The organism is Siphonobacter sp. BAB-5405 (assembly GCF_002872335.1).
In the GTDB taxonomy this organism is placed as follows: domain Bacteria; phylum Bacteroidota; class Bacteroidia; order Cytophagales; family Spirosomataceae; genus Siphonobacter.
The window spans coordinates 11,944-31,809 of record NZ_NJAG01000017.1; the positions used below are offsets into that span (position 1 = coordinate 11,944).

The window sequence follows — 19,866 nt, forward strand, 5'->3', positions numbered from 1 at the left end:
GACTGGTTATCCGTGAAAAATAGCTTCGTTTACTTCTTCATCAAATTCCAGGAATTCTTCCCAGAACGAATTTTGGGGTACGGCCGCTTTGCAGATAATCGGTTCATTCTTGATGGGATGAATGAAGTACAGGCGGCGAGCGTGCAGGTTAATACTGGCATCGGGGTTCGGCCGGGGGTACCCGTATTTCAGGTCCCCGCGAATGGGGCAACCCATGGAAGCCAATTGTACGCGAATCTGATGCGGACGACCCGTAACCGGATTTACCTCCAGTAAAAAGTGGTGGTTCATCTCGCCAATCAGCTTGTACGTTAGCTCGGCTTTCTGCGAACCGGGCCGTTCGTAATCATACGCCGTTACAACGTTTCGGGCTTCGTCTTTTACGAGCCAGTGCGTTAGTTTACCGCTTTTCTGCTCGGGGCGTTTGCCCACTACCGCCCAGTAGGTTTTCTGAATATCCCGACGACGGAAGAGTTCGTTCATCCGTTCGAGTCCTTTCGAGGTACGGGCAAACACGACCAGACCACTCACCGGGCGGTCCAGACGGTGTACCGTGCCCAGAAATACGGCTCCGGGTTTATTGTATTTTACGCTGATGTAGTCTTTAACGTAATCGGAAAGAGTCTTGTCACCCGTTTGATCCCCCTGCACCAACACGCCGGCGGCTTTGTTGACGATAATCAGGTGGTTGTCTTCGTAGACGACATTAAATGGTTTTGCCATGGAGTGTACTTGGGAAAAGAACAAAGTTACACATTCTCAGGTAGAAATGATACGATATGCGACGAATGGCCGAAGCGGTTTTCGCGGAGTGGGAATTAAAATTCGGCAATCCGCATGCCTCCACCGGCATTCGTCTTAACTTGGTAGTATGAATCAACTCGATTTTCAGGAAGAAGTCACCCAGTTCGCCGACGTCATTCTGCCGATTCCTGTCCCCCGCTTATTTACGTACCGCGTTCCCCGCGAATTTGCCGGACAAATTCAGATTGGTGCCCGCGTCATTGTTCAGTTTGGTAAAACGAAAATTGTTACCGCCCTGGTTGCCCGGGTGCACACCCAGCCGCCCAAGCAGTATCAGGCTAAATATATTCTGGAAGTACTCGATGAAACGCCGCTAGTCACCCGCTGGCAGCTGGAATTATTCAGCTGGATTTCAGAGTACTACATGTGCCACATTGGCGAAGTGATGAACGTAGCTTTGCCTTCGGGCTTGAAAATTTCCAGCCAGTCGAAAGTACAATACAACCCGGACTTCGAACACCCCGATTTACTGACGCCCCGGGAAAAGGAAATTGTGGAGGAAATCAAGGCCAAGCAATCGCTGACCTACGACGAACTCGCTCGCTTTGCCGATGTTAAAAATGTGTATCACCTCATCAAGTCACTGATTGGCAAACGGGCCATCATTGTCTTTGAAGAAGTACGCGAAAAATATACGCCCAAGGTCGTTCGCAAAATCCGACTGACGTCGTTCTATGCCGATCCGGGCAACCTAAAGGCCCTTATTGGGCAGCTCGAAAAGTCACCCAAGCAACTGGATATTCTGCTGGAATACCTCCGCTACGTACCGGCCTTACGCGAGCCGGAAAAGAATACGGAAGGCACGCCCAAATCCACGTTTTCCCGGAACGATGAACTTTCAGATTCTTCGCTAGAAACCTTACTCAAGAAGGGCATCTTTGAAAGTTTTGATGTGGTCGTCAGTCGCTTTGCGGAGGATACCGGCACCATCGCTACCATGCCTACGCTGTCCGAGCCGCAGCAACGAGCCGTACAGGAAGTAACGCAGGCTTTTCAGGAAAAAGATACGGTGTTGCTGCACGGCGTTACGGGAGCGGGAAAAACGGAAGTATACATTCACCTGATCGAACAGGCTCTGGAAAGTGGTTCGCAGGTGCTATATCTGCTGCCCGAAATTGCGTTGACCACGCAGATTGTCATTCGCCTGAAGAAAATTTTTGGGGAACGGGTGGGCATTTACCACTCCAAATTTTCGGATAATGAACGCGTGGAAGTCTGGAAAGGCGTACTATCCGGGCGTTTTCAGTTTGTCATTGGGGTTCGTTCAGCCATTTTCCTTCCCTTCGACAGCCTGGGTCTGATCATTGTGGACGAAGAACACGAAGCCAGCTACAAACAGTATGATCCCGCTCCCCGCTACCACGCCCGCGATTCGGCTCTGGTTATTGCCCGGATGCAGGGAGCTAAAGTACTACTGGGCTCGGCCACGCCTTCCATCGAAAGCTTTTACCACGCTCAGCAGGGTCGGTACGGACTGGTACAGTTGAAGGAACGGTTTGGCAATGCGGCTTTACCCGCCATTGAACTCATTGACATCAGACAGGCCCGCAAAAACCGGGAAATGAAAGGTGATTTTTCGGGTGAATTATTACGTCAACTGGAACAAAACCTGGAGAAAAAAGAGCAGACCATTCTGTTTCAGAACCGACGCGGCTATTCGCCTTACCTGACCTGCGACGATTGTAGCTGGATTTCTAAATGCGATAACTGCGATGTAAGCCTGACGTACCACCAACGCGACGGCGAACTTCGCTGCCATTACTGCGGCCATAAAGAACACCTGCCCCGTACCTGCCCGGCTTGCGGCAGTACGAAAATTAGAACGCAGGGCTTTGGTACCGAAAAGCTGGAAGAAGATTTACAGTTGCATTTCCCTGCCGCCCGTATTCAACGCATGGATTTGGATACGACGCGTTCGAAAACGGCTTTTCAACAAATGATCACCGATTTTGAACAGGGTGAAACGGATATGCTGGTGGGTACGCAGATGGTTTCGAAGGGTCTGGATTTCGATAAGGTTAGTCTGGTCGCCATTTTTGACGCGGACCGGATGATCAATTTCCCTGATTTTCGCTCTACCGAACGTTCATTTCAGCTGCTTACTCAGGTATCCGGACGAGCTGGACGACGTAAAGAACGAACCGGGCGAGTACTCATCCAAACCAACAATACCCAGCATCCCATCCTGGCCAAGATCATTCACAACGATTACGAAGGTTTTTACGCCGAAGAAATTGAGGAACGGCAGGCTTACGGCTATCCGCCCTTTACCCGCATTATTCGGCTGACCACTCGCCATCTCGAACAGCAAACGGCTCAGGCCGCAGCTCAGAAACTGGCAGCCTTGTTACTGCAAAAAGTAGGTACTGACCGGGTGAAAGGTCCGGAATCACCGCTGGTTGAGCGAATTCGGAATCAGTTTCTGTTCGACGTACTGCTAAAGTTCGAGCGAAATCTGAATTTGAAAGCCATTAAGGAATTTGTAAAAGAAACGATTGAGGAGGTTATAACGACGAAGGAGTTTAAAGGGATTAGTATTGTCATAGATGTAGACCCCGTGTAAGGGATGTACCTTGACAATCAGGATTATACTGAATAGTTACTTGACCGTCTACCTATGTCAGCCTTACCTTTATCCCGCGTTCGTATCGAAAGCATTGATGTGGTTCGGGGCCTGATCATGATACTCATGGCCCTGGATCATACGCGTGAATATTTGCACGTTAATGCCTTTTTTTCCAACCCACTGGATTTAAATCAGCCTTCTTATTTTCTATACTTTACCCGCTGGGTTACGCATTTCTGTGCTCCCAATTTCATTCTGTTGGCTGGTCTATCCGCCTACCTTTCCGGGCAGAAGAAAACGCGGGCTCAGCAACGCTGGTTTTTATTTAGTCGCGGGCTGTGGTTAATTTTTCTGGAACTGACGGTTATTACCTTCGGACTCTGGTTCGATGTGAAGTTTTCGTTCCTCACGTTACAGGTGATTTGGGCGACGGGCATGGGGTTTATCCTCCTGAGTGCCCTTCTGAGCTTGCCGCTTTGGGCAATAGCGGGCCTGGGGATAGGCATTGTTGGGGGGCATAACGCACTCGACGGCTTAACTTTCCCCAAAGGTTCTACTGCGGAAGCCGTTCTTTTTCTGCTGCACCAACCGGGGCCTATTCCCCTATCGTCGGAACGACTCATTCTGAATCTGTATCCATTTCTGGCCTGGGTCGGCATTATGCTTTGCGGGTATGCGTTGGGGAGCTGGTATCGAAGAGACGTTTCCGCGACAGAACGGCAAAAAAAGCTGTTATATCTGGGTTTCGGATTGGTTTTGAGCTTCATTCTACTACGTATGGTGAATACGTATGGCGACCCCACTCCCTGGCGGCCGCAGACCTCGCCGAGTGTTACCTTGCTTTCGTTTCTTAATACGACCAAGTATCCGCCTTCGCTGCTGTACGCACTCATGACGACAGGGCCGGCTTTATTATTACTGGCTTTTCTGGAGCGAAAACCTCGCTGGAGCTGGATGAGCATTTACGGCAAAGTGCCGCTTTTTTATTACCTCATCCACTTTTATATTCTTCATTCGCTCGCCATTCTGGTGCATCTGTACCAGGGAATACCCTGGGCGAAGATTAACTTTCAGAATGGCACCGCAGGTATTGAACCGAATATTGGACTTTCGTTAGCAGGCGTATATCTGGTTTGGCTGGGCGTGGTTGCTTTTTTCTATCCCCTCTGTAAGCGTTACGCCGCATTTAAGCAACGGCAAACGCAAGCGATCTGGAGTTATTTGTAACTCATAATCCCGCCTCGATTGCCTCATTCCTACTGGGGAAAAGCGTACTTTGGAACGACCTTTTTACGGATGAGGGCTCAACCAACCACGAAAAACCATGAGCCGTCATTCAGCGAATACGAAAGATCCTAATGTAGAATCAGTGCCAACGGCTGAGTTGCCCGAAGGAACGCCCGAATTAACGGAAGTAGAGCGTACGGGTGAAATGCCGATTGTAGATACTGTTGCCGATGGAGAAGGCGATGCCACCCACGAAACCAAAGCATCTACGCTGGAAAAGCAAAAAGTAGATGAGATTCTGGATGAAGAGGAAGCCCGCGAACGGGAAAAACATACCAAGAAAAAATAGTTGTTTGTTGTTTGTACGAATATTTTTTACTTAAGATTTCTGTTAACTTGACTAACAACAATTGACAATCAAAAACTAAAAAACCCCGACTGGTCAGACCAATCGGGGTTTTTAGTTTATCGATTATTCAGCTTACGCCAGTTCTTTCCGCTTGCGGGAAGACGTCTTGGTTTCGGTGAATTTTTCGCCTTCTTCGGGATTCGTTACTAACAGATCCTGGTAGCGACGTACACCCGTACCGGCCGGGATGAGGTGACCTACGATCACGTTCTCTTTCAGACCTTCGAGTCGGTCGGCCTTCGCCCGTACGGCTGCTTCGGAAAGTACTTTCGTCGTTTCCTGGAACGAAGCCGCAGAGATGAAGGATTCCGTACCCAAAGACGCCTGCGTGATACCCATCAACGTCGGACGGGATACGGCTGGCATGGCATCGCGAACGAGTACCAGAGCTTTATCCTGACGTTTCAGTGAGGAGTTTTCATCGCGTAGCTGACGAGCCGTGATGATCTGACCAACTTTTACGTTAGCTGAATCACCCGCGTCGATAACTACTTTACGATCCAGGATCGCATCATTTTCGCTACGGAACGTCCACTTATCTACACCCTGGTTTTCCAGGAAGTTCGTGTCACCAGAGTCGATAATCTCCACTTTCTGCATCATCTGACGAACGATACATTCAATGTGCTTATCGTTGATTTTTACCCCTTGCAGACGGTATACTTCCTGAATCTCATTCACCAGATACTCCTGAACGGCGGTCGGTCCTTTGATGGACAGAATGTCGGCCGGAGTGATGGCTCCATCCGAAAGCGGCAGACCCGCCTTGATGAAGTCATTATTCTGAACAAGAATGTGTTTCGAGGTAGATACGAGGTATTTTTTCTCGGTTTCATCCTTACCACGAACGAAGATTTCGCGGTTACCGCGTTTTACGGCTCCCAGCGTTACTACGCCGTCGATTTCAGAAACAACCGCCGGGTTCGACGGGTTACGAGCTTCGAACAATTCCGTTACCCGGGGCAGACCACCCGTAATGTCACGGGTCTTACCTACCGAACGAGGAATCTTGGCCAGGATGTGACCTGGTTTGATTTCTGCTCCAACCTCTGCCGCCAGACGAGCACCTACGGGCATGTTATACCCACGTGAGCCATCTTCGGAATCATTTTTCACCCAAACCGTCGGGTTTTTCGTACGGTCACGGCTCTCTACGATTACCTTCTCTTTAAAGCCCGTCGTTTCATCGAATTCTTCTTTGAACGTCAGACCATCTTCGATGGCTTCGTACTCTACCTTACCACTGATTTCACTCAGGATGACGGCATTATACGGATCCCAGGCACAAAGCTCCTGACCTTTCGTTACCGTTTCGCCATCCTTCACGCTCAGGTATGCACCGTAAGGTACGTTATTGGCAATCAATACCTGACCCGCATACGTCGTTCCGGGAGCTCCAACGATTTGAAGTTCGCCTGAGCGGCCCATTACTACCAGGGTATCTTCGCCCGTCGGACGTTGCGTTTCCAGCGTCCGCAATTCTTCGAATCGTACGATACCGTCGAACTTGGCCCGGATGCTGGCATCCAAAGCAATGTTTTGAGCAGTACCCCCTACGTGGAACGTACGAAGCGTCAGCTGCGTACCGGGTTCCCCGATGGATTGCGAAGCAATAACCCCAACGGCTTCACCAATGTTGACCAGACGGCCCGTTGCCAGGTTTCGTCCGTAACACTTGGCACAAACACCATTACGGGTTTCGCAAGTCAGTACCGAACGAATTTCCACACTTTCGATGCTCGTTTCGTCGATATGCTTGGCTTTATCTTCATCGATGAGTTCACCCGCCTGCACAATGGTTTCACCCGTCAACGGATCGACTACATCATACGTAGTTACCCGACCGAGAATACGTTCCGACAGCGGTTCAACGACGTCATCATTTTCTTTCAATGCTGAAATCGTAATACCCCGCAGCGTCTCGCAATCCTCTTCGTTGATAACCACATCCTGAGCTACATCATGGAGACGACGGGTCAGGTAACCAGCATCGGCCGTTTTCAAAGCCGTATCCGCCAGACCTTTCCGGGCACCGTGCGTAGAGATGAAGTACTCCAGTACGTCCAGACCTTCTTTAAAGTTTGAACGGATCGGGTTTTCGATGATTTCCCCAACCGAACCCTGTAAGTTCTTCTGAGGTTTCGCCATCAGACCCCGCATACCACCCAACTGACGAATCTGCTCGCGAGAACCACGGGCACCGGAGTGCATCATCATGTAGATGGAGTTGAATCCACCCTGATCGGTCTCGAGTTGCTTCATCAGCGTATCGGTGATTTTCGAGTTCACCCGCGTCCAGATATCGATGATCTGGTTGTAACGCTCGTTATCCGTGATCAGACCCATGTAGTAGTTGTCCCACACGCCCTGAACTTCACCTTCCGCACCAACGAGTAATTCGTCTTTTACTTCCGGAATTTTAATATCATTCAGACCGATCGACAGACCACCTTTGAATGCCATCCGGAAACCTAATTCCTTAATGTCATCCAGGAACTGAGCCGTACGAGCTACACCAGCGATCTTGAAGACGTGTGAAATGATTTGTTGCAGTTTCTTCTTCGTCAACAACTCATTCAGGTAACCTACTTCTTCAGGAACGGCCTGGTTAAAGAGTACACGACCCGCTACGGTTTCAATGATTTTGGTTTCGAACGTACCATCTTCATTACGAACCCGTACCTTACACTTGATATTGGCGTGTTTCGAAATGCGTCCTTCGTTCACGGCGATGATTACTTCTTCCGCACCGTAGAACGTCATGCCTTCGCCAGCGATTGGATACTCTGGCGTATGCACACGGCCTTTAGTTACGTAGTACAGACCAAGAACCATGTCTTGAGAAGGTACCGTAATCGGAGCACCGTTAGCCGGGTTCAGAATATTGTGCGAAGCCAGCATTAACAGAGAGGCTTCCAGAACGGCTTCATGTCCCAGAGGAACGTGAACGGCCATCTGGTCACCGTCAAAGTCAGCGTTGAATGCCGTACAAACCAGCGGGTGCAACTGAATCGCTTTACCTTCGATCAGCTTGGGCTGGAAGGCCTGAATACCTAAACGGTGCAGCGTTGGAGCCCGGTTCAGCAGTACCGGGTGCCCTTTCAGTACGTTTTCCAGAATGTCCCAAACGACGGGGTCTTTCCGGTCTACGATTTTCTTCGCTGATTTTACCGTTTTTACGATACCACGCTCGATCAGTTTCCGGATGATAAACGGCTTGAATAACTCAGCCGCCATATCTTTAGGAAGACCGCATTCGTGCAGTTTCAGCTCAGGACCTACCACGATTACCGAACGACCGGAGTAATCCACCCGCTTACCTAACAAGTTCTGACGGAAACGACCCTGCTTCCCTTTCAGCATGTCTGAAAGTGATTTCAAAGCACGGTTACCTTCGGAACGAACGGCATTTACTTTCCGTGAGTTATCGAAGAGCGAATCCACGGCTTCCTGCAACATCCGTTTTTCATTCCGGAGAATTACTTCGGGAGCCTTGATTTCGATCAGACGTTTCAGACGGTTGTTACGAATGATTACCCGACGGTATAAGTCGTTCAAATCAGACGTAGCAAAACGACCTCCGTCCAGAGGGACGAGCGGACGCAGTTCGGGAGGAATTACCGGTACCATACGGATTACCATCCACTCGGGACGGTTTTCGATACGGGTCTTCGCGTCACGAAGGGCTTCTACTACCTTCAGACGTTTCAGGGCTTCCTGTTTCCGTTGTTGTGACGTATCGTTAGCAGCGGAGTGACGCAGTTCGTATGAAAGCTCATCCAGCTGAATACGTGACAGTAACATTTCCAGGGCTTCGGCACCCATTTTCGCGATAAACTTGTTCGCGTCGGTGTCGGGCAGCAACTGGTTTTCGCGGGGCAGCTTGTCAATGATGTCCAGGTATTCGTCTTCCGTTAAGAAGTCGAGCGTCTGAACGCCATCTTCGGCTTTAGCACCCGGTTGAACGACCACGTACCGTTCGTAGTAAATAATTTGGTCGAGCTTCTTGGAAGAGATACCGAGCAGGTAGCCAATTTTGTTAGGCAAGCTGCGGAAGTACCAGATGTGAGCAACGGGAACCACCAGTTCGATGTGACCCATCCGCTCGCGACGTACTTTCTTCTCGGTTACTTCCACTCCGCAACGGTCGCAGATGATGCCTTTGTAGCGAATCCGCTTGTATTTGCCACAGTGACACTCCCAGTCTTTTACGGGACCGAAGATCCGCTCGCAGAACAAACCACCCATTTCGGGTTTGTAAGTCCGGTAGTTGATCGTTTCGGGCTGGGTCACTTCACCGAACGAATTCTCAAGAATCGATTCGGGAGACGCCAAACTAATAGTGATCTTCGAGAAGTCGCTATTTAGTTTTTTGTTTTTCTTTAATGACATTTTCAAATATGGTTTTGGAATGAAAATGATGCTGTATTAGGCTTTTCAAAGGAATCAATCAGCCTTTAACCATCGGGATCAGAAAGCGGTTTTACCAACTTTCAAATCGCTAGGGATATCCCTTATTCCAATGCTATTTTACTGGTAACGTGAACCGACTGCTTTAGATTTCAAACGATTACATTTTAAAGTACTTCTTTAAATCCGTAAATCGTTTTTCGAACAGGTACCAGGATAAACTGGCTAGTACCAGTAAGAAAATAAAGCAAAACGTAACGTAAACACTCTGACTACTGGTAATGAGTTGCGTAATTCTGGCTGGCGTATACGTCAAAAACTTGGGAACAAATACACTGGGAATAAGCATGTGAAACACGTAGAGTCCGTAACTTATTTTACCAATGTAAATCAACACTTCACTGTTTAAGATCCGGCCGAATATTCCTTTAAATTCCAGACAAGCCCCGCTAACCAAATACATCGAAATAGCCGCAATTGAAAAACGTTTAAATACCAGCACGAACCAGGAGCCTGAATCCAAGGCCAGACAGGCCGCAAACAGTACCAGACCAATGGCTAACGTCCAGTTATTCTTTTTTCGAATTGCTTCATGCGAATCACTACTATTCGTGAACAAGTAGGCAAACAAGGCTCCAATTCCGAAAGCATCTAAGCAGTACACGGTTGCCAATCCGTCCTGACCACTTCCGGATAAAGCCAACAGCACTCTTGATCCCAGCCCAATACCGATGGCTGCCAGTATGAAATAGGGCTGTCGTTTGGCCGGAGACAGCAACAACATCAGCGGCCAGAAAATATAAAACTGTTCTTCCACGGATAAACTCCAGAAGGGCGACAGTAAGTCCGACCAGTTTCCGGTGGAGTCCAGGTAATGATTGTATAAATAGAAAAAGTAATACAGCGGCTGTTTAAAAAGGTCCGTTTCAATCGTGATATGGGCAAACTTGCGTAAGGCAAAAACGCCGAATAAGATCCCGTAATACAGGGGGAAAATTCGTAACGCTCTCCGCACAAAGAAGTTCTTGTACTCAGTTTTGAAACTTCGTTCATTCCGCTCTATCCGGTTTCTCGCCATCATCAAAATACGAGAAACCAAAAAACCGCTAATTACAAAAAATAGAGTAACTCCAATGGTGCCGTTCGGTAATGCATTAATCCAACTATCTTTCGAAAACCAGTGAAAAACAATTACTGATAATACTGCGTAGGCACGTAGGGAATCTATTTGTTTGAAATACCCGGTTTTTAATTCCATTTATTGGGGTAATTATCACGAGAAGAATGAATCAGGGAAGAAGCTTCTTCCCTGACTAATTCCGCATTTTATTAATCGAGTGTGATCTCTAAAGCCAGACCACGTAATTCGTGAATCAATACATTGAATGATTCCGGAATGTTCGGCTTGGGCAGATTTTCACCTTTCACGATAGCTTCGTACGCTTTCGCACGACCCTGCACGTCATCCGACTTCACGGTCAGGATTTCCTGCAGAATGTGCGAGGCTCCGAAGGCTTCAAGTGCCCATACCTCCATCTCTCCAAAACGCTGACCCCCAAACTGAGCTTTACCACCCAGCGGCTGTTGCGTAATGAGCGAGTAAGGTCCAATCGAACGGGCGTGCATCTTGTCATCAACTAAGTGACCCAGCTTCAGCATGTACATCAGACCTACCGTTACGGGTTGATCGAAACGATCCCCTGATAAACCATCGTAGAGGTACGTACGACCGAACGGAGGCAGACCTGCCGCGTTCAATTCCGTTACTACTTCTTCTTCGGTAGCACCATCGAAGATCGGCGTTGCGTATTTCTTACCCAGCTTTAAACCAGCCCAGGCTAATACGGTTTCGTAGATCTGACCGATGTTCATCCGTGAAGGTACCCCTAGTGGGTTGAGGACGATGTTAACGGGCGTACCATCTTCGAGGAACGGCATATCTTCTTCACGTACAATCCGGGCTACTACCCCTTTGTTACCGTGACGACCAGCCATTTTATCCCCTACCTTCAGCTTACGCTTCTTGGCGATGTATACTTTCGCTAACTGTACGATACCGGCAGGTAATTCATCGCCTACTTCCAGAGCGAAACGTTCCCGTTTGAAGTGACCCGCTACTTCACTACGATTCTTGATGTAGTTTTTCACCAGGGTTACCAGCAATTCATTGAGGTGAGCGTCATCCGTCCAGCCGTTCAGGTCAAGATCCGTCAGCATGTTCACCTCTTCAGGAACGGCATAGTTACTTTCGTCACGGTACGGGTTCTTCTCAGGGAACAAGTACGTTTCGATGTTCGCACGCGTGAAACGAGTCGTTTTCGGCATTACTTCTTCACCGAATTTGTGTTTCACCCCTTGTGAAGCTTTACCTTCCAGCAACGTAGCCAGCTTGTCAATCATCGTGTCCTTGATTTTATTCAGGTCACGGCTGTACTGCTTCATCAGTACTTTGAGGTCCGCTTTCGCTTTCTCGCGTACTTCTTTCTCTTTGCTTGGACGTTTGAAGAGCTTCGTATCAATAACTACCCCTTTGAGTGATGGGGGTGCTTTTTTGGAAGCATCCTTCACGTCACCAGCTTTGTCACCAAAGATGGCACGGAGCAGTTTTTCTTCCGGAGTCGGATCGGTTTCTCCTTTGGGCGTAATCTTACCGATCAGGATGTCACCTTCTTTTACTTCAGAACCGATGCGGATGATACCCGTTTCATCGAGGTTTTTCACCATGTCTTCGGATACGTTCGGAATTTCAGAAGTCAATTCTTCTTCACCCCGTTTGGTATCACGAACTTCCAGGTCAAACTCTTCGATGTGGATCGACGTAAATACGTCATCACGAACGATTTTCTCCGAGATTACAATAGCATCCTCAAAGTTGTATCCTTGCCAAGGCATGAAAGCCACCAGCAGGTTACGACCGAGTGCCAGCTCACCTTGCTGCGTAGCGTAACCTTCCGTCAAGATTTGACCTTTCACTACCCGCTCGCCTTTGAATACAATCGGCTTGAGGTTGATACAGGTATCCTGGTTGGTCCGGCGGAATTTCACCAGATTATAGGTACGTACTTCGCTGTCGAAGCTCACCAGTTTCTCTTCATCCGTCAGGTCGTAGCGAACCACTACTTTCGTAGCATCCACGAACTCGATCACCCCGTCGCCTTCTGCTGCCACCATGGCACGTGAATCTTCAGCTACACGAGCTTCCAGACCCGTACCTACGATAGGAGCTTCCGGACGCAACAGCGGTACCGCCTGACGTTGCATGTTCGATCCCATCAAAGCCCGGTTGGCATCATCGTGCTCCAGGAACGGAATCAACGAGGCAGCTACCGATACAATCTGGTTCGAAGCAATATCCATTAACTGCGTTTCAGCAGGGGCTGCCATCGGGAAGTCACCTTCGAAACGCGTTTTAATCTTGTCAACTTTGAAGTTACCCTTGTCGTCAATCGCGGCATTCGCCTGAGCGATGTACTGGCCATCTTCTTCTTCAGCCGTCAGGAAACGTAACTCGTCCGTTACTTTTCCGTCCTTGATCACCCGATACGGCGTTTCAATAAAGCCCATCGAGTTGATTTTCGCGTGCACGCACAACGAAGAAATCAGACCAATGTTCGGACCTTCCGGAGTCTCGATGGTACACAAACGACCGTAGTGCGTATAGTGAACGTCACGAACCTCGAAACCGGCACGCTCGCGAGACAGACCACCAGGTCCCAGAGCTGACATCCGACGCTTGTGCGTGATTTCAGCCAGCGGGTTGGTCTGGTCCATGAACTGAGACAGCTGGTTGGTACCGAAGAACGAGTTGATGACCGAAGACAGCGTACGAGCGTTGATCAAGTCAACGGGTTTGAAATCTTCGTTATCACGTACGTTCATCCGCTCCTTGATGGTACGAGCCATCCGGGAGAGACCGACACCAAACTGAGCATATAACTGCTCCCCTACGGTACGTACCCGACGGTTTGACAAGTGGTCAATATCATCGACTACCGCTTTGGAGTTGATCAGTCCGATCAGATACTTCACGATGGATACGATATCTTCGGTCGTCAGGACCTTCGTATCCATTGAGATATCCAGTTGCAGCTTCTTGTTGATCCGGTACCGACCTACGTCACCTAAATCGTAACGTTTATCGGAGAAGAACAGGCTTTGGATAATATCCCGGGCCGTTTGTTCATCCGGAGCTTCCGTATTCCGCAACTGCCGATAAATCTGCTCAACGGCTTCTTTTTCGGAGTTCGCAGAATCTTTCTGCAAGGTGTTATAAATGATGTTGTAATCGGCGATGTTCATATCTTCCTTATGCAGGATGATCGATTTTACGCCGCTTTCCAAGATCATATCTACGTCTTCGGCCGATACTACGGAATCGCGTTCCATCAGGATTTCGTTCCGGTCGATCGACATTACCTCTCCTGTATCTTCATCTACGAAATCTTCCTGCCAGGTACGCAACACACGAGCGGCCAGCTTACGACCCAACGCTCTTTTCAGAGCAGCAGGCGTAGCGGGAAGTTCTTCTGATAAGCCGAAGAGGTCAAGAATTTCTTTATCAGAACCGAAACCAATCGCCCGTAACAGCGTCGTAACCGGGAATTTCTTCTTCCGGTCAATGTACGCGTACATGACGTTATTGATGTCGGTTGAGAATTCTATCCAGGATCCTTTGAAAGGAATAATCCGGGCTGAATACAGTTTAGAACCGTTCGTGTGCTTGCTCATCGAGAAGAACACACCCGGTGAACGGTGTAATTGTGATACGATAACCCGCTCGGCTCCATTGATTACAAAGGAACCACGCTCGGTCATGTAAGGAATATTTCCTAAGAAAACTTCCTGTTCAATCGTTTCGAAATCTTCGTTGTCCGGATCTTCACTCCGTAAACGCAGCTTCGCCTTCAGGGGCAATGCATACGTTAAACCCCGGTCGATACTTTCATCAACGGAGTATTTAGGAGGATCAATCGAGAAGTCAACGAATTCGAGAATGTAATTTTCCCGTGAATCAGTAATCGGGAAGTTTTCAGCAAAAACTTTGAAAAGTCCTTCGTTTTTGCGGCGATCCGCCGGAGTTTCCAATTGGAAAAACTCCTTGAAAGACTTGACCTGCAGGTCCAGAAAGTCAGGATAATCGATGACGGCCTGGATGCGGGCAAAGTTGTGTCTGGAAGTTTTGTTTGTTGCCAAGGCACTACGGTTTTAAAGTCCGAATCTGACTATTTGTTACTGAATAAAGAGCGATCGCTGCTTTATTCTCAAATAAGTACCTCGTAGTTGACAGAATTACTTCCCTTTGCGATTCCCCTACGAATGGAATCGTGTTTCAGCAGTAATTCTCGGGGGTAAGAACGCTTGGGATAGACCCTTAGATCATATCAGGCGTGTTGCCTGTATAAGATAGAACGCAATACGTACGCAGTTAGTTTCCAGCCAAAGACTTTTGTAGGTGATGAACTTAGTACTGGGTATCAGTCCATTAGCTACAAAAGAACGAGTTACTGAAAACTTTAACCTTTTAACGCAGGAAAGACCCAGCCAAATGACCGGGTCTATCCTGTGATAGAATGAATCTTCTATCGTAGCGTGAATTACTTCACTTCTACTTCAGCACCAGCTTCTTCCAAAGATTTCTTCAGAGCTTCAGCTTCGTCTTTGCTTACGCCTTCTTTAACGGCTTTAGGAGCACCGTCAACGAGTTCTTTCGCTTCTTTCAGGCCCAGACCGGTCAGGTCTTTCACCACTTTCACCACTTGAAGTTTACCAGCACCAGCTGACTTCAGGATTACGTCGAAAGAAGTTTTTTCTTCAGCTGCAGGAGTAGCGTCTCCACCAGCAGCACCACCAGCTACCATTACGGGAGCAGCAGCAGCAGGCTCGATGCCATACTCATCCTTCAGGATTTGTGCCAGTTCGTTAACTTCTTTAACCGTCAGGTTTACAAGCTGCTCAGCGAATGCTTTTAAATCTGCCATTTTATTATGCTTTAAATTTTTTCGAAATGATTAAAAACAGAGTGATATATATTCAGGCTTGGAAGCCAAATCAATGTTCAGGGCCAGCTTCGGAAATGGTTTCTTCAACCGACTTACTGAATTACTCAGGACGCTCAGAAAGCGTTTTGAGGATACCAGCCAGTTTGTTGCCGCCACTCTGCAGACCGCTGATAACGTTCTTGGCAGGTGATTGTAACAGACCGATGATTTCGCCAACGAGTTCTTGTTTCGATTTCAGAGAAATCAGGGTTTCGAGTTGGTCTTCACCAGCGAATACGCTGTAATCAACCGAAGCACCTTTGAACTTAAGTTTGTTGGCTTTACCAGATTCCTTAATGAAATCCTTGATCAGTTTCGCAGGTACTTTACCTGATTCCGTGTGGAACATGATTCCACTGAAACCTTTCAGTACGCCTTCGTTAAAGGCCGAATAGTCCGTATCTAATTGCTCAAGAGCTTTTGCAATCAGCGTATTTTTTACTACCCGGTACTCAACGCCAGCCTGGAAACATTTCCGACGAAGGTCGTTTGTCTGAGCTACAGACATGCCAGCCGCGTCGGTGATATAGAAGTAAGGAGTAGACTTGAACTTTTCAGCCAGCTCCTCAATGATCGCACCTTTTTCTTCTCTCGTCATGACTTACAGACCGTTTACAGTGTTTTTATCGATTTCTACACTCGGGCTCATGGTACTAGACAGGAAGATGCTCTTCACATAGGTACCTTTGGCCGAAGAAGGCTTCAGTTTAACCAGGGTATTGATTACTTCCTGGGCATTCTCAGCCAACTTATTCGCATCAAAAGATACTTTACCAATCGAAGTATGGATGATACCTGTTTTGTCTACTTTGAAGTCGATTTTACCAGCTTTCACCTCGCGAACGGCGTTACCTACTTCCAGCGTAACGGTACCAGATTTAGGGTTAGGCATCAAACCACGGGGACCGAGGATTTTACCTAAACGACCGATTTTAGCCATTACCGTAGGCATCGTGATGATTACATCGATGTCCGTCCAACCACCCATGATCTTTTCGATATACTCGTCCAGACCTACGTAGTCAGCACCGGCAGCCTTCGCTTCTTCCACTTTGTCGGGAGTACAAAGAACCAGTACCCGAACGTCTTTACCCGTTCCGTGGGGAAGGGCAACTACGCCACGTACCATTTGATCCGCTTTACGGGGATCTACACCTAAACGCACATCAATGTCAATTGAAGCGTCGAATTTGGTGTAAGAAATCTCTTTCAAAATCGCCGCAGCTTTCTCCAGTTCATATGCCTGAGCCTGGTCGAATTTTGAACGAGCTTCTTTTTGCTTTTTAGTTAACTTTGCCATGTTTATGGACTATTTTGGGGTGATGACGAGCTTTCCTACAAGTAGGTCTGCTCTCCCCCGTTGGGAAAATTATTCTTGCCAGGGAGCGTTACCTGAAACCGTGATACCCATACTGCGAGCCGTTCCAGCAACCATTTTCATGGCAGCTTCGATCGTAAAGCAGTTCAAATCGGGCATTTTCGTTTCAGCAATCGTTTTCACCTGATCCCAGCTTACTGAACCCACTTTCTTCAGGTTAGGCTGAGCAGAACCCAGTTTCACTTTAGAAGCTTCGAGCAGCAGGTTAGCAGCAGGAGGCGTTTTGATTACGAAATCAAACGACTTATCTGAATAGTAGGTAATCAGTACAGGCAATACCTGACCCATTTTATCTTGGGTACGAGCATTGAACTGCTTGCAGAATTCCATGATGTTCAGACCTTTGGAACCCAGTGCCGGCCCGATTGGGGGCGATGGGTTAGCCTGTCCACCTTTCACTTGCAATTTGACGTATCCGGTGATTTGCTTAGCCATTGTTTGGATAAAATTTTGGGCTGTATCCAGCCCACGTTGCATCTATCGAAAGAAGCAGAAACGAAACTTGGGCAACTCTTTGGAAGCTTGAACTGCCATCTACCCCGGTGGCTCACAACACCCTGGGATAAGCTACGTGTTCGTCTTAGCTTTCTTTTTCTACTTGAGCGTAACTTAACTCGACGGGGGTATTACGGCCGAAGATTTTAACCGTTACGTGAAGTTTCTTCTTATCGTCGAAGATCTCTTCAATCGTTCCTGTAAAGCCGCTGAAAGGACCATCCATTACTTTAACCGATTCGCCTTTCAGGAAGGATACCGATGAAGCAGAAGTCTCTTCGACGACCTCATCCACCTGACCCAGCATTCGTTTTACTTCAGAAGCTCGCAGGGGAACAGGAATTTTGGAATTCTTGTCTTTATCATTACTACCCAGAAACCCAATTACGCCGGGCATACTGGTAATCAAGTGCATTACTTCTCCGTTGGACAAGTCCGCTGAAATCATGATATAACCGGGGAAAAATGCTTTTTCACGGATGCGTTTTTTACCATTCCGCATTTCCACAATTTTCTCCGACGGAATCAGAATTTGCGGTACAGAGTCCTGTAATTCCTGTCTGGCTACTTCATTCTCCAGATAAGATTTTACTTTCTTCTCCTGACCGGAAACGGCCCGCAAAACATACCAATTCACGTTACTCATATTCTTCTCAGTTTTCAGTTTCCAATTTTCAGTTTTCAGTAAACGCTGCTTGGATGTACCAACTGTAAACTGTAAACTGCCAACCGTAAACGCGTTACTTACTTGGAGAGGCTATAGAAAAGATCCAGCAAATTCTGGAAACCGGCATCCATCAGTCCTACCACGATCGCGAAGATCAATGAAGCAATCAGTACTAACCAGGAGCTTGATTGGAGATCTTTGAACGGAGGCCAGGTGATATGCTGCGTCACTTCGTCCCAGGAAGCTTTAAACAAAGACGTTACCTTTTCCATGTGTTTAGTTTAAAGTTTTCAGGTTTAAAGTTTAAAGTCTGATGAAGAGCTTTCATCAAGGGGTACTTTAAACTTTAAACCTGAAACTTAGTTGCACGGGCACCAGGATTCGAACCCAGACCGAAGGTTTTGGAGACCTCTGTACTACCCTTATACTATGCCCGTGTGTGCATGTACTCTTATTTTGGGACTGCAAAAATAGAGTTTTGTTTTGAGTTCGTCAACTATCTGGACAATTATTTTCCAGTAAACTGAAAACTTTTTCTCTATAAATAAAGAAAGCGTCCCGAAACGAGACGCTTTCTTTACGAGTATACTAAAATTACAGGATTTCAGTAACCTGACCAGCACCTACAGTACGGCCACCTTCGCGAATTGCGAAACGCAGACCTTTATCCATAGCAATGGGGTTAATCAGGGTTACGTCGATCGTGATGTTATCACCAGGCATAACCATTTCTACGTTCTCAGGTAACATGATCTCGCCCGTTACGTCCGTGGTACGGAAGTAGAACTGAGGACGGTATTTGTTAAAGAACGGCGTGTGACGACCACCTTCTTCTTTAGAGAGGATATACACCTCAGCTTTGAAGTGGTTGTGAGGCTTCACTGAACCAGGCTTACAGATAACCATACCACGACGGATATCAGTTTTCTCAACACCACGGAGGAGCAGACCTACGTTGTCACCAGCTTCTCCACGGTCAAGGATTTTGCGGAACATTTCCACACCCGTTACCGTAGATTTCAGGTTTTCAGCACCCATACCCAGGATCTCAACAGGATCACCAGAGTTGATTACACCCGTTTCGATACGACCGGTAGCTACCGTTCCACGACCCGTGATTGAGAATACGTCCTCAACAGGCATCAGGAAGGGTTTGTCGGTTTCACGAGCAGGCGTTGGGATCCAGCTATCAACTGCGTCCATCAGTTGGTCGATGGTTTCAACCCATTTGGGTTCGCCATTCAAGCCACCCAGAGCAGAACCTTGGATTACAGGAATGTTATCACCGTCGAACTGGTAGAAGCTCAGCAGGTCACGGATTTCCATTTCAACGAGTTCCAATAATTCTGGATCGTCTACCATGTCAACCTTGTTCATGAATACAACCAGCTGGGGTACACCAACCTGACGAGCGAGCAGGATGTGCTCACGAGTCTGGGGCATTGGACCATCCGTAGCAGCTACTACGATGATTGCACCATCCATCTGGGCAGCACCCGTTACCATGTTCTTCACATAATCCGCGTGACCAGGGCAGTCAACGTGAGCGTAGTGACGATTTTCAGTTTGGTATTCTACGTGTGCCGTATTGATCGTGATACCACGTTCACGTTCTTCAGGAGCGTTGTCAATTTGGGAGAAGTCTCTCTTCTCGGCCAGACCTTTCTCAGAAAGAACTTTAGTGATCGCAGCAGTCAAAGTCGTCTTACCGTGGTCAACGTGACCAATTGTACCAATGTTGACGTGCGGTTTCGAGCGGTCAAAAGTCTCCTTTGCCATTTTTTAAGAGAATTATCGGTTTCGCGATTGGGTTTAATATTGATGAAAGTGTACTTGCGAAATGAGTCACTTGCACCTTTCCTTACGAAAAAA

Annotated in this window: 14 protein-coding genes and 1 tRNA gene; 3 read left to right on the forward strand and 12 right to left on the reverse strand. The window is 47.8% G+C overall.

Going from position 1 to position 19,866, the window contains the following annotated elements:
• Positions 1-6: 6 nt before the first annotated feature.
• Positions 7-723, reverse strand: a complete 717-nt coding sequence (locus BWI97_RS15095; protein ID WP_094815083.1) for an RluA family pseudouridine synthase — start codon at positions 721-723, stop codon at positions 7-9.
• A 148-nt stretch (positions 724-871) separates the two neighbouring features.
• Between BWI97_RS15095 and priA the strand changes: the two genes are divergently transcribed.
• The 3 genes from priA to BWI97_RS15110 all read left to right on the forward strand — a co-directional run bounded on the left by priA (position 872) and on the right by BWI97_RS15110 (position 4,946).
• Positions 872-3,367: a primosomal protein N' gene (gene priA, locus BWI97_RS15100; protein WP_102201588.1), complete on the forward strand. Its 2,496-nt coding sequence runs from the start codon at positions 872-874 to the stop codon at positions 3,365-3,367.
• Between the two features lie 54 nt (positions 3,368-3,421).
• Positions 3,422-4,597, forward strand: a complete 1,176-nt coding sequence (locus BWI97_RS15105; RefSeq protein ID WP_102201589.1) for a DUF1624 domain-containing protein — start codon at positions 3,422-3,424, stop codon at positions 4,595-4,597.
• Positions 4,598-4,694: 97 nt separating this feature from the next.
• Entirely contained in the window at positions 4,695-4,946 is a 252-nt protein-coding gene (locus BWI97_RS15110; protein WP_094815089.1) for a hypothetical protein, read from the forward strand.
• Positions 4,947-5,078: 132 nt separating this feature from the next.
• On the opposite strand, the gene rpoC is transcribed toward BWI97_RS15110, so the two are convergent.
• The 11 genes from rpoC to tuf all read right to left on the reverse strand — a co-directional run bounded on the left by rpoC (position 5,079) and on the right by tuf (position 19,773).
• The gene (gene rpoC, locus BWI97_RS15115; RefSeq protein ID WP_094815091.1) at positions 5,079-9,398 is read right to left on the reverse strand and encodes a DNA-directed RNA polymerase subunit beta'; all 4,320 of its coding nucleotides are present in this window, start codon (positions 9,396-9,398) and stop codon (positions 5,079-5,081) included.
• A 178-nt stretch (positions 9,399-9,576) separates the two neighbouring features.
• Positions 9,577-10,674: an acyltransferase gene (locus tag BWI97_RS15120; RefSeq protein ID WP_094815093.1), complete on the reverse strand. Its 1,098-nt coding sequence runs from the start codon at positions 10,672-10,674 to the stop codon at positions 9,577-9,579.
• Between the two features lie 71 nt (positions 10,675-10,745).
• Positions 10,746-14,609, reverse strand: a complete 3,864-nt coding sequence (gene rpoB / locus BWI97_RS15125; protein ID WP_094815095.1) for a DNA-directed RNA polymerase subunit beta — start codon at positions 14,607-14,609, stop codon at positions 10,746-10,748.
• Positions 14,610-15,010: 401 nt separating this feature from the next.
• Complete coding sequence (gene rplL / locus BWI97_RS15130) at positions 15,011-15,394, reverse strand: 50S ribosomal protein L7/L12 (RefSeq protein WP_102201590.1); 384 nt, start codon at positions 15,392-15,394, stop codon at positions 15,011-15,013.
• 121 nt (positions 15,395-15,515) lie between these two features.
• Positions 15,516-16,052 carry a 50S ribosomal protein L10 gene (gene rplJ, locus BWI97_RS15135; RefSeq protein ID WP_094815099.1) on the reverse strand — a complete coding sequence of 179 codons (537 nt, stop codon included), beginning with the start codon at positions 16,050-16,052 and terminating at the stop codon, positions 15,516-15,518.
• Positions 16,053-16,055: 3 nt separating this feature from the next.
• The gene (rplA, locus tag BWI97_RS15140; RefSeq protein WP_094815101.1) at positions 16,056-16,754 is read right to left on the reverse strand and encodes a 50S ribosomal protein L1; all 699 of its coding nucleotides are present in this window, start codon (positions 16,752-16,754) and stop codon (positions 16,056-16,058) included.
• Between the two features lie 69 nt (positions 16,755-16,823).
• Positions 16,824-17,267 (reverse strand): 50S ribosomal protein L11, encoded by a 444-nt coding sequence (gene rplK, locus BWI97_RS15145; RefSeq protein ID WP_102201591.1) that lies wholly within the window; start codon positions 17,265-17,267, stop codon positions 16,824-16,826.
• 145 nt (positions 17,268-17,412) lie between these two features.
• A complete protein-coding gene (gene nusG / locus BWI97_RS15150) occupies positions 17,413-17,973 on the reverse strand; it encodes a transcription termination/antitermination protein NusG (protein ID WP_094815105.1) in 561 nt (186 codons plus the stop codon).
• 98 nt (positions 17,974-18,071) lie between these two features.
• Positions 18,072-18,266 (reverse strand): preprotein translocase subunit SecE, encoded by a 195-nt coding sequence (gene secE / locus BWI97_RS15155; RefSeq protein ID WP_094815107.1) that lies wholly within the window; start codon positions 18,264-18,266, stop codon positions 18,072-18,074.
• A 94-nt stretch (positions 18,267-18,360) separates the two neighbouring features.
• Positions 18,361-18,431, reverse strand: a tRNA-Trp gene (locus BWI97_RS15160).
• Positions 18,432-18,588: 157 nt separating this feature from the next.
• A complete protein-coding gene (gene tuf / locus BWI97_RS15165; RefSeq protein ID WP_094815108.1) occupies positions 18,589-19,773 on the reverse strand; it encodes an elongation factor Tu in 1,185 nt (394 codons plus the stop codon).
• Positions 19,774-19,866: the final 93 nt, after the last annotated feature.

What these genes read in the sequence shown, in the direction of transcription:
- BWI97_RS15095 (WP_094815083.1), bottom strand. Translation starts at nt 723, where the DNA reads ATGGCAAAACCATTTAATGTCGTCTACGAAGACAACCACCTGATTATC.
- priA (WP_102201588.1), top strand. Translation starts at nt 872, where the DNA reads ATGAATCAACTCGATTTTCAGGAAGAAGTCACCCAGTTCGCCGACGTC.
- BWI97_RS15105 (WP_102201589.1), top strand. Translation starts at nt 3,422, where the DNA reads ATGTCAGCCTTACCTTTATCCCGCGTTCGTATCGAAAGCATTGATGTG.
- BWI97_RS15110 (WP_094815089.1), top strand. Translation starts at nt 4,695, where the DNA reads ATGAGCCGTCATTCAGCGAATACGAAAGATCCTAATGTAGAATCAGTG.
- rpoC (WP_094815091.1), bottom strand. Translation starts at nt 9,398, where the DNA reads ATGTCATTAAAGAAAAACAAAAAACTAAATAGCGACTTCTCGAAGATC.
- BWI97_RS15120 (WP_094815093.1), bottom strand. Translation starts at nt 10,674, where the DNA reads ATGGAATTAAAAACCGGGTATTTCAAACAAATAGATTCCCTACGTGCC.
- rplL (WP_102201590.1), bottom strand. Translation starts at nt 15,394, where the DNA reads ATGGCAGATTTAAAAGCATTCGCTGAGCAGCTTGTAAACCTGACGGTT.
- rplJ (WP_094815099.1), bottom strand. Translation starts at nt 16,052, where the DNA reads ATGACGAGAGAAGAAAAAGGTGCGATCATTGAGGAGCTGGCTGAAAAG.
- rplA (WP_094815101.1), bottom strand. Translation starts at nt 16,754, where the DNA reads ATGGCAAAGTTAACTAAAAAGCAAAAAGAAGCTCGTTCAAAATTCGAC.
- rplK (WP_102201591.1), bottom strand. Translation starts at nt 17,267, where the DNA reads ATGGCTAAGCAAATCACCGGATACGTCAAATTGCAAGTGAAAGGTGGA.
- nusG (WP_094815105.1), bottom strand. Translation starts at nt 17,973, where the DNA reads ATGAGTAACGTGAATTGGTATGTTTTGCGGGCCGTTTCCGGTCAGGAG.
- secE (WP_094815107.1), bottom strand. Translation starts at nt 18,266, where the DNA reads ATGGAAAAGGTAACGTCTTTGTTTAAAGCTTCCTGGGACGAAGTGACG.
- tuf (WP_094815108.1), bottom strand. Translation starts at nt 19,773, where the DNA reads ATGGCAAAGGAGACTTTTGACCGCTCGAAACCGCACGTCAACATTGGT.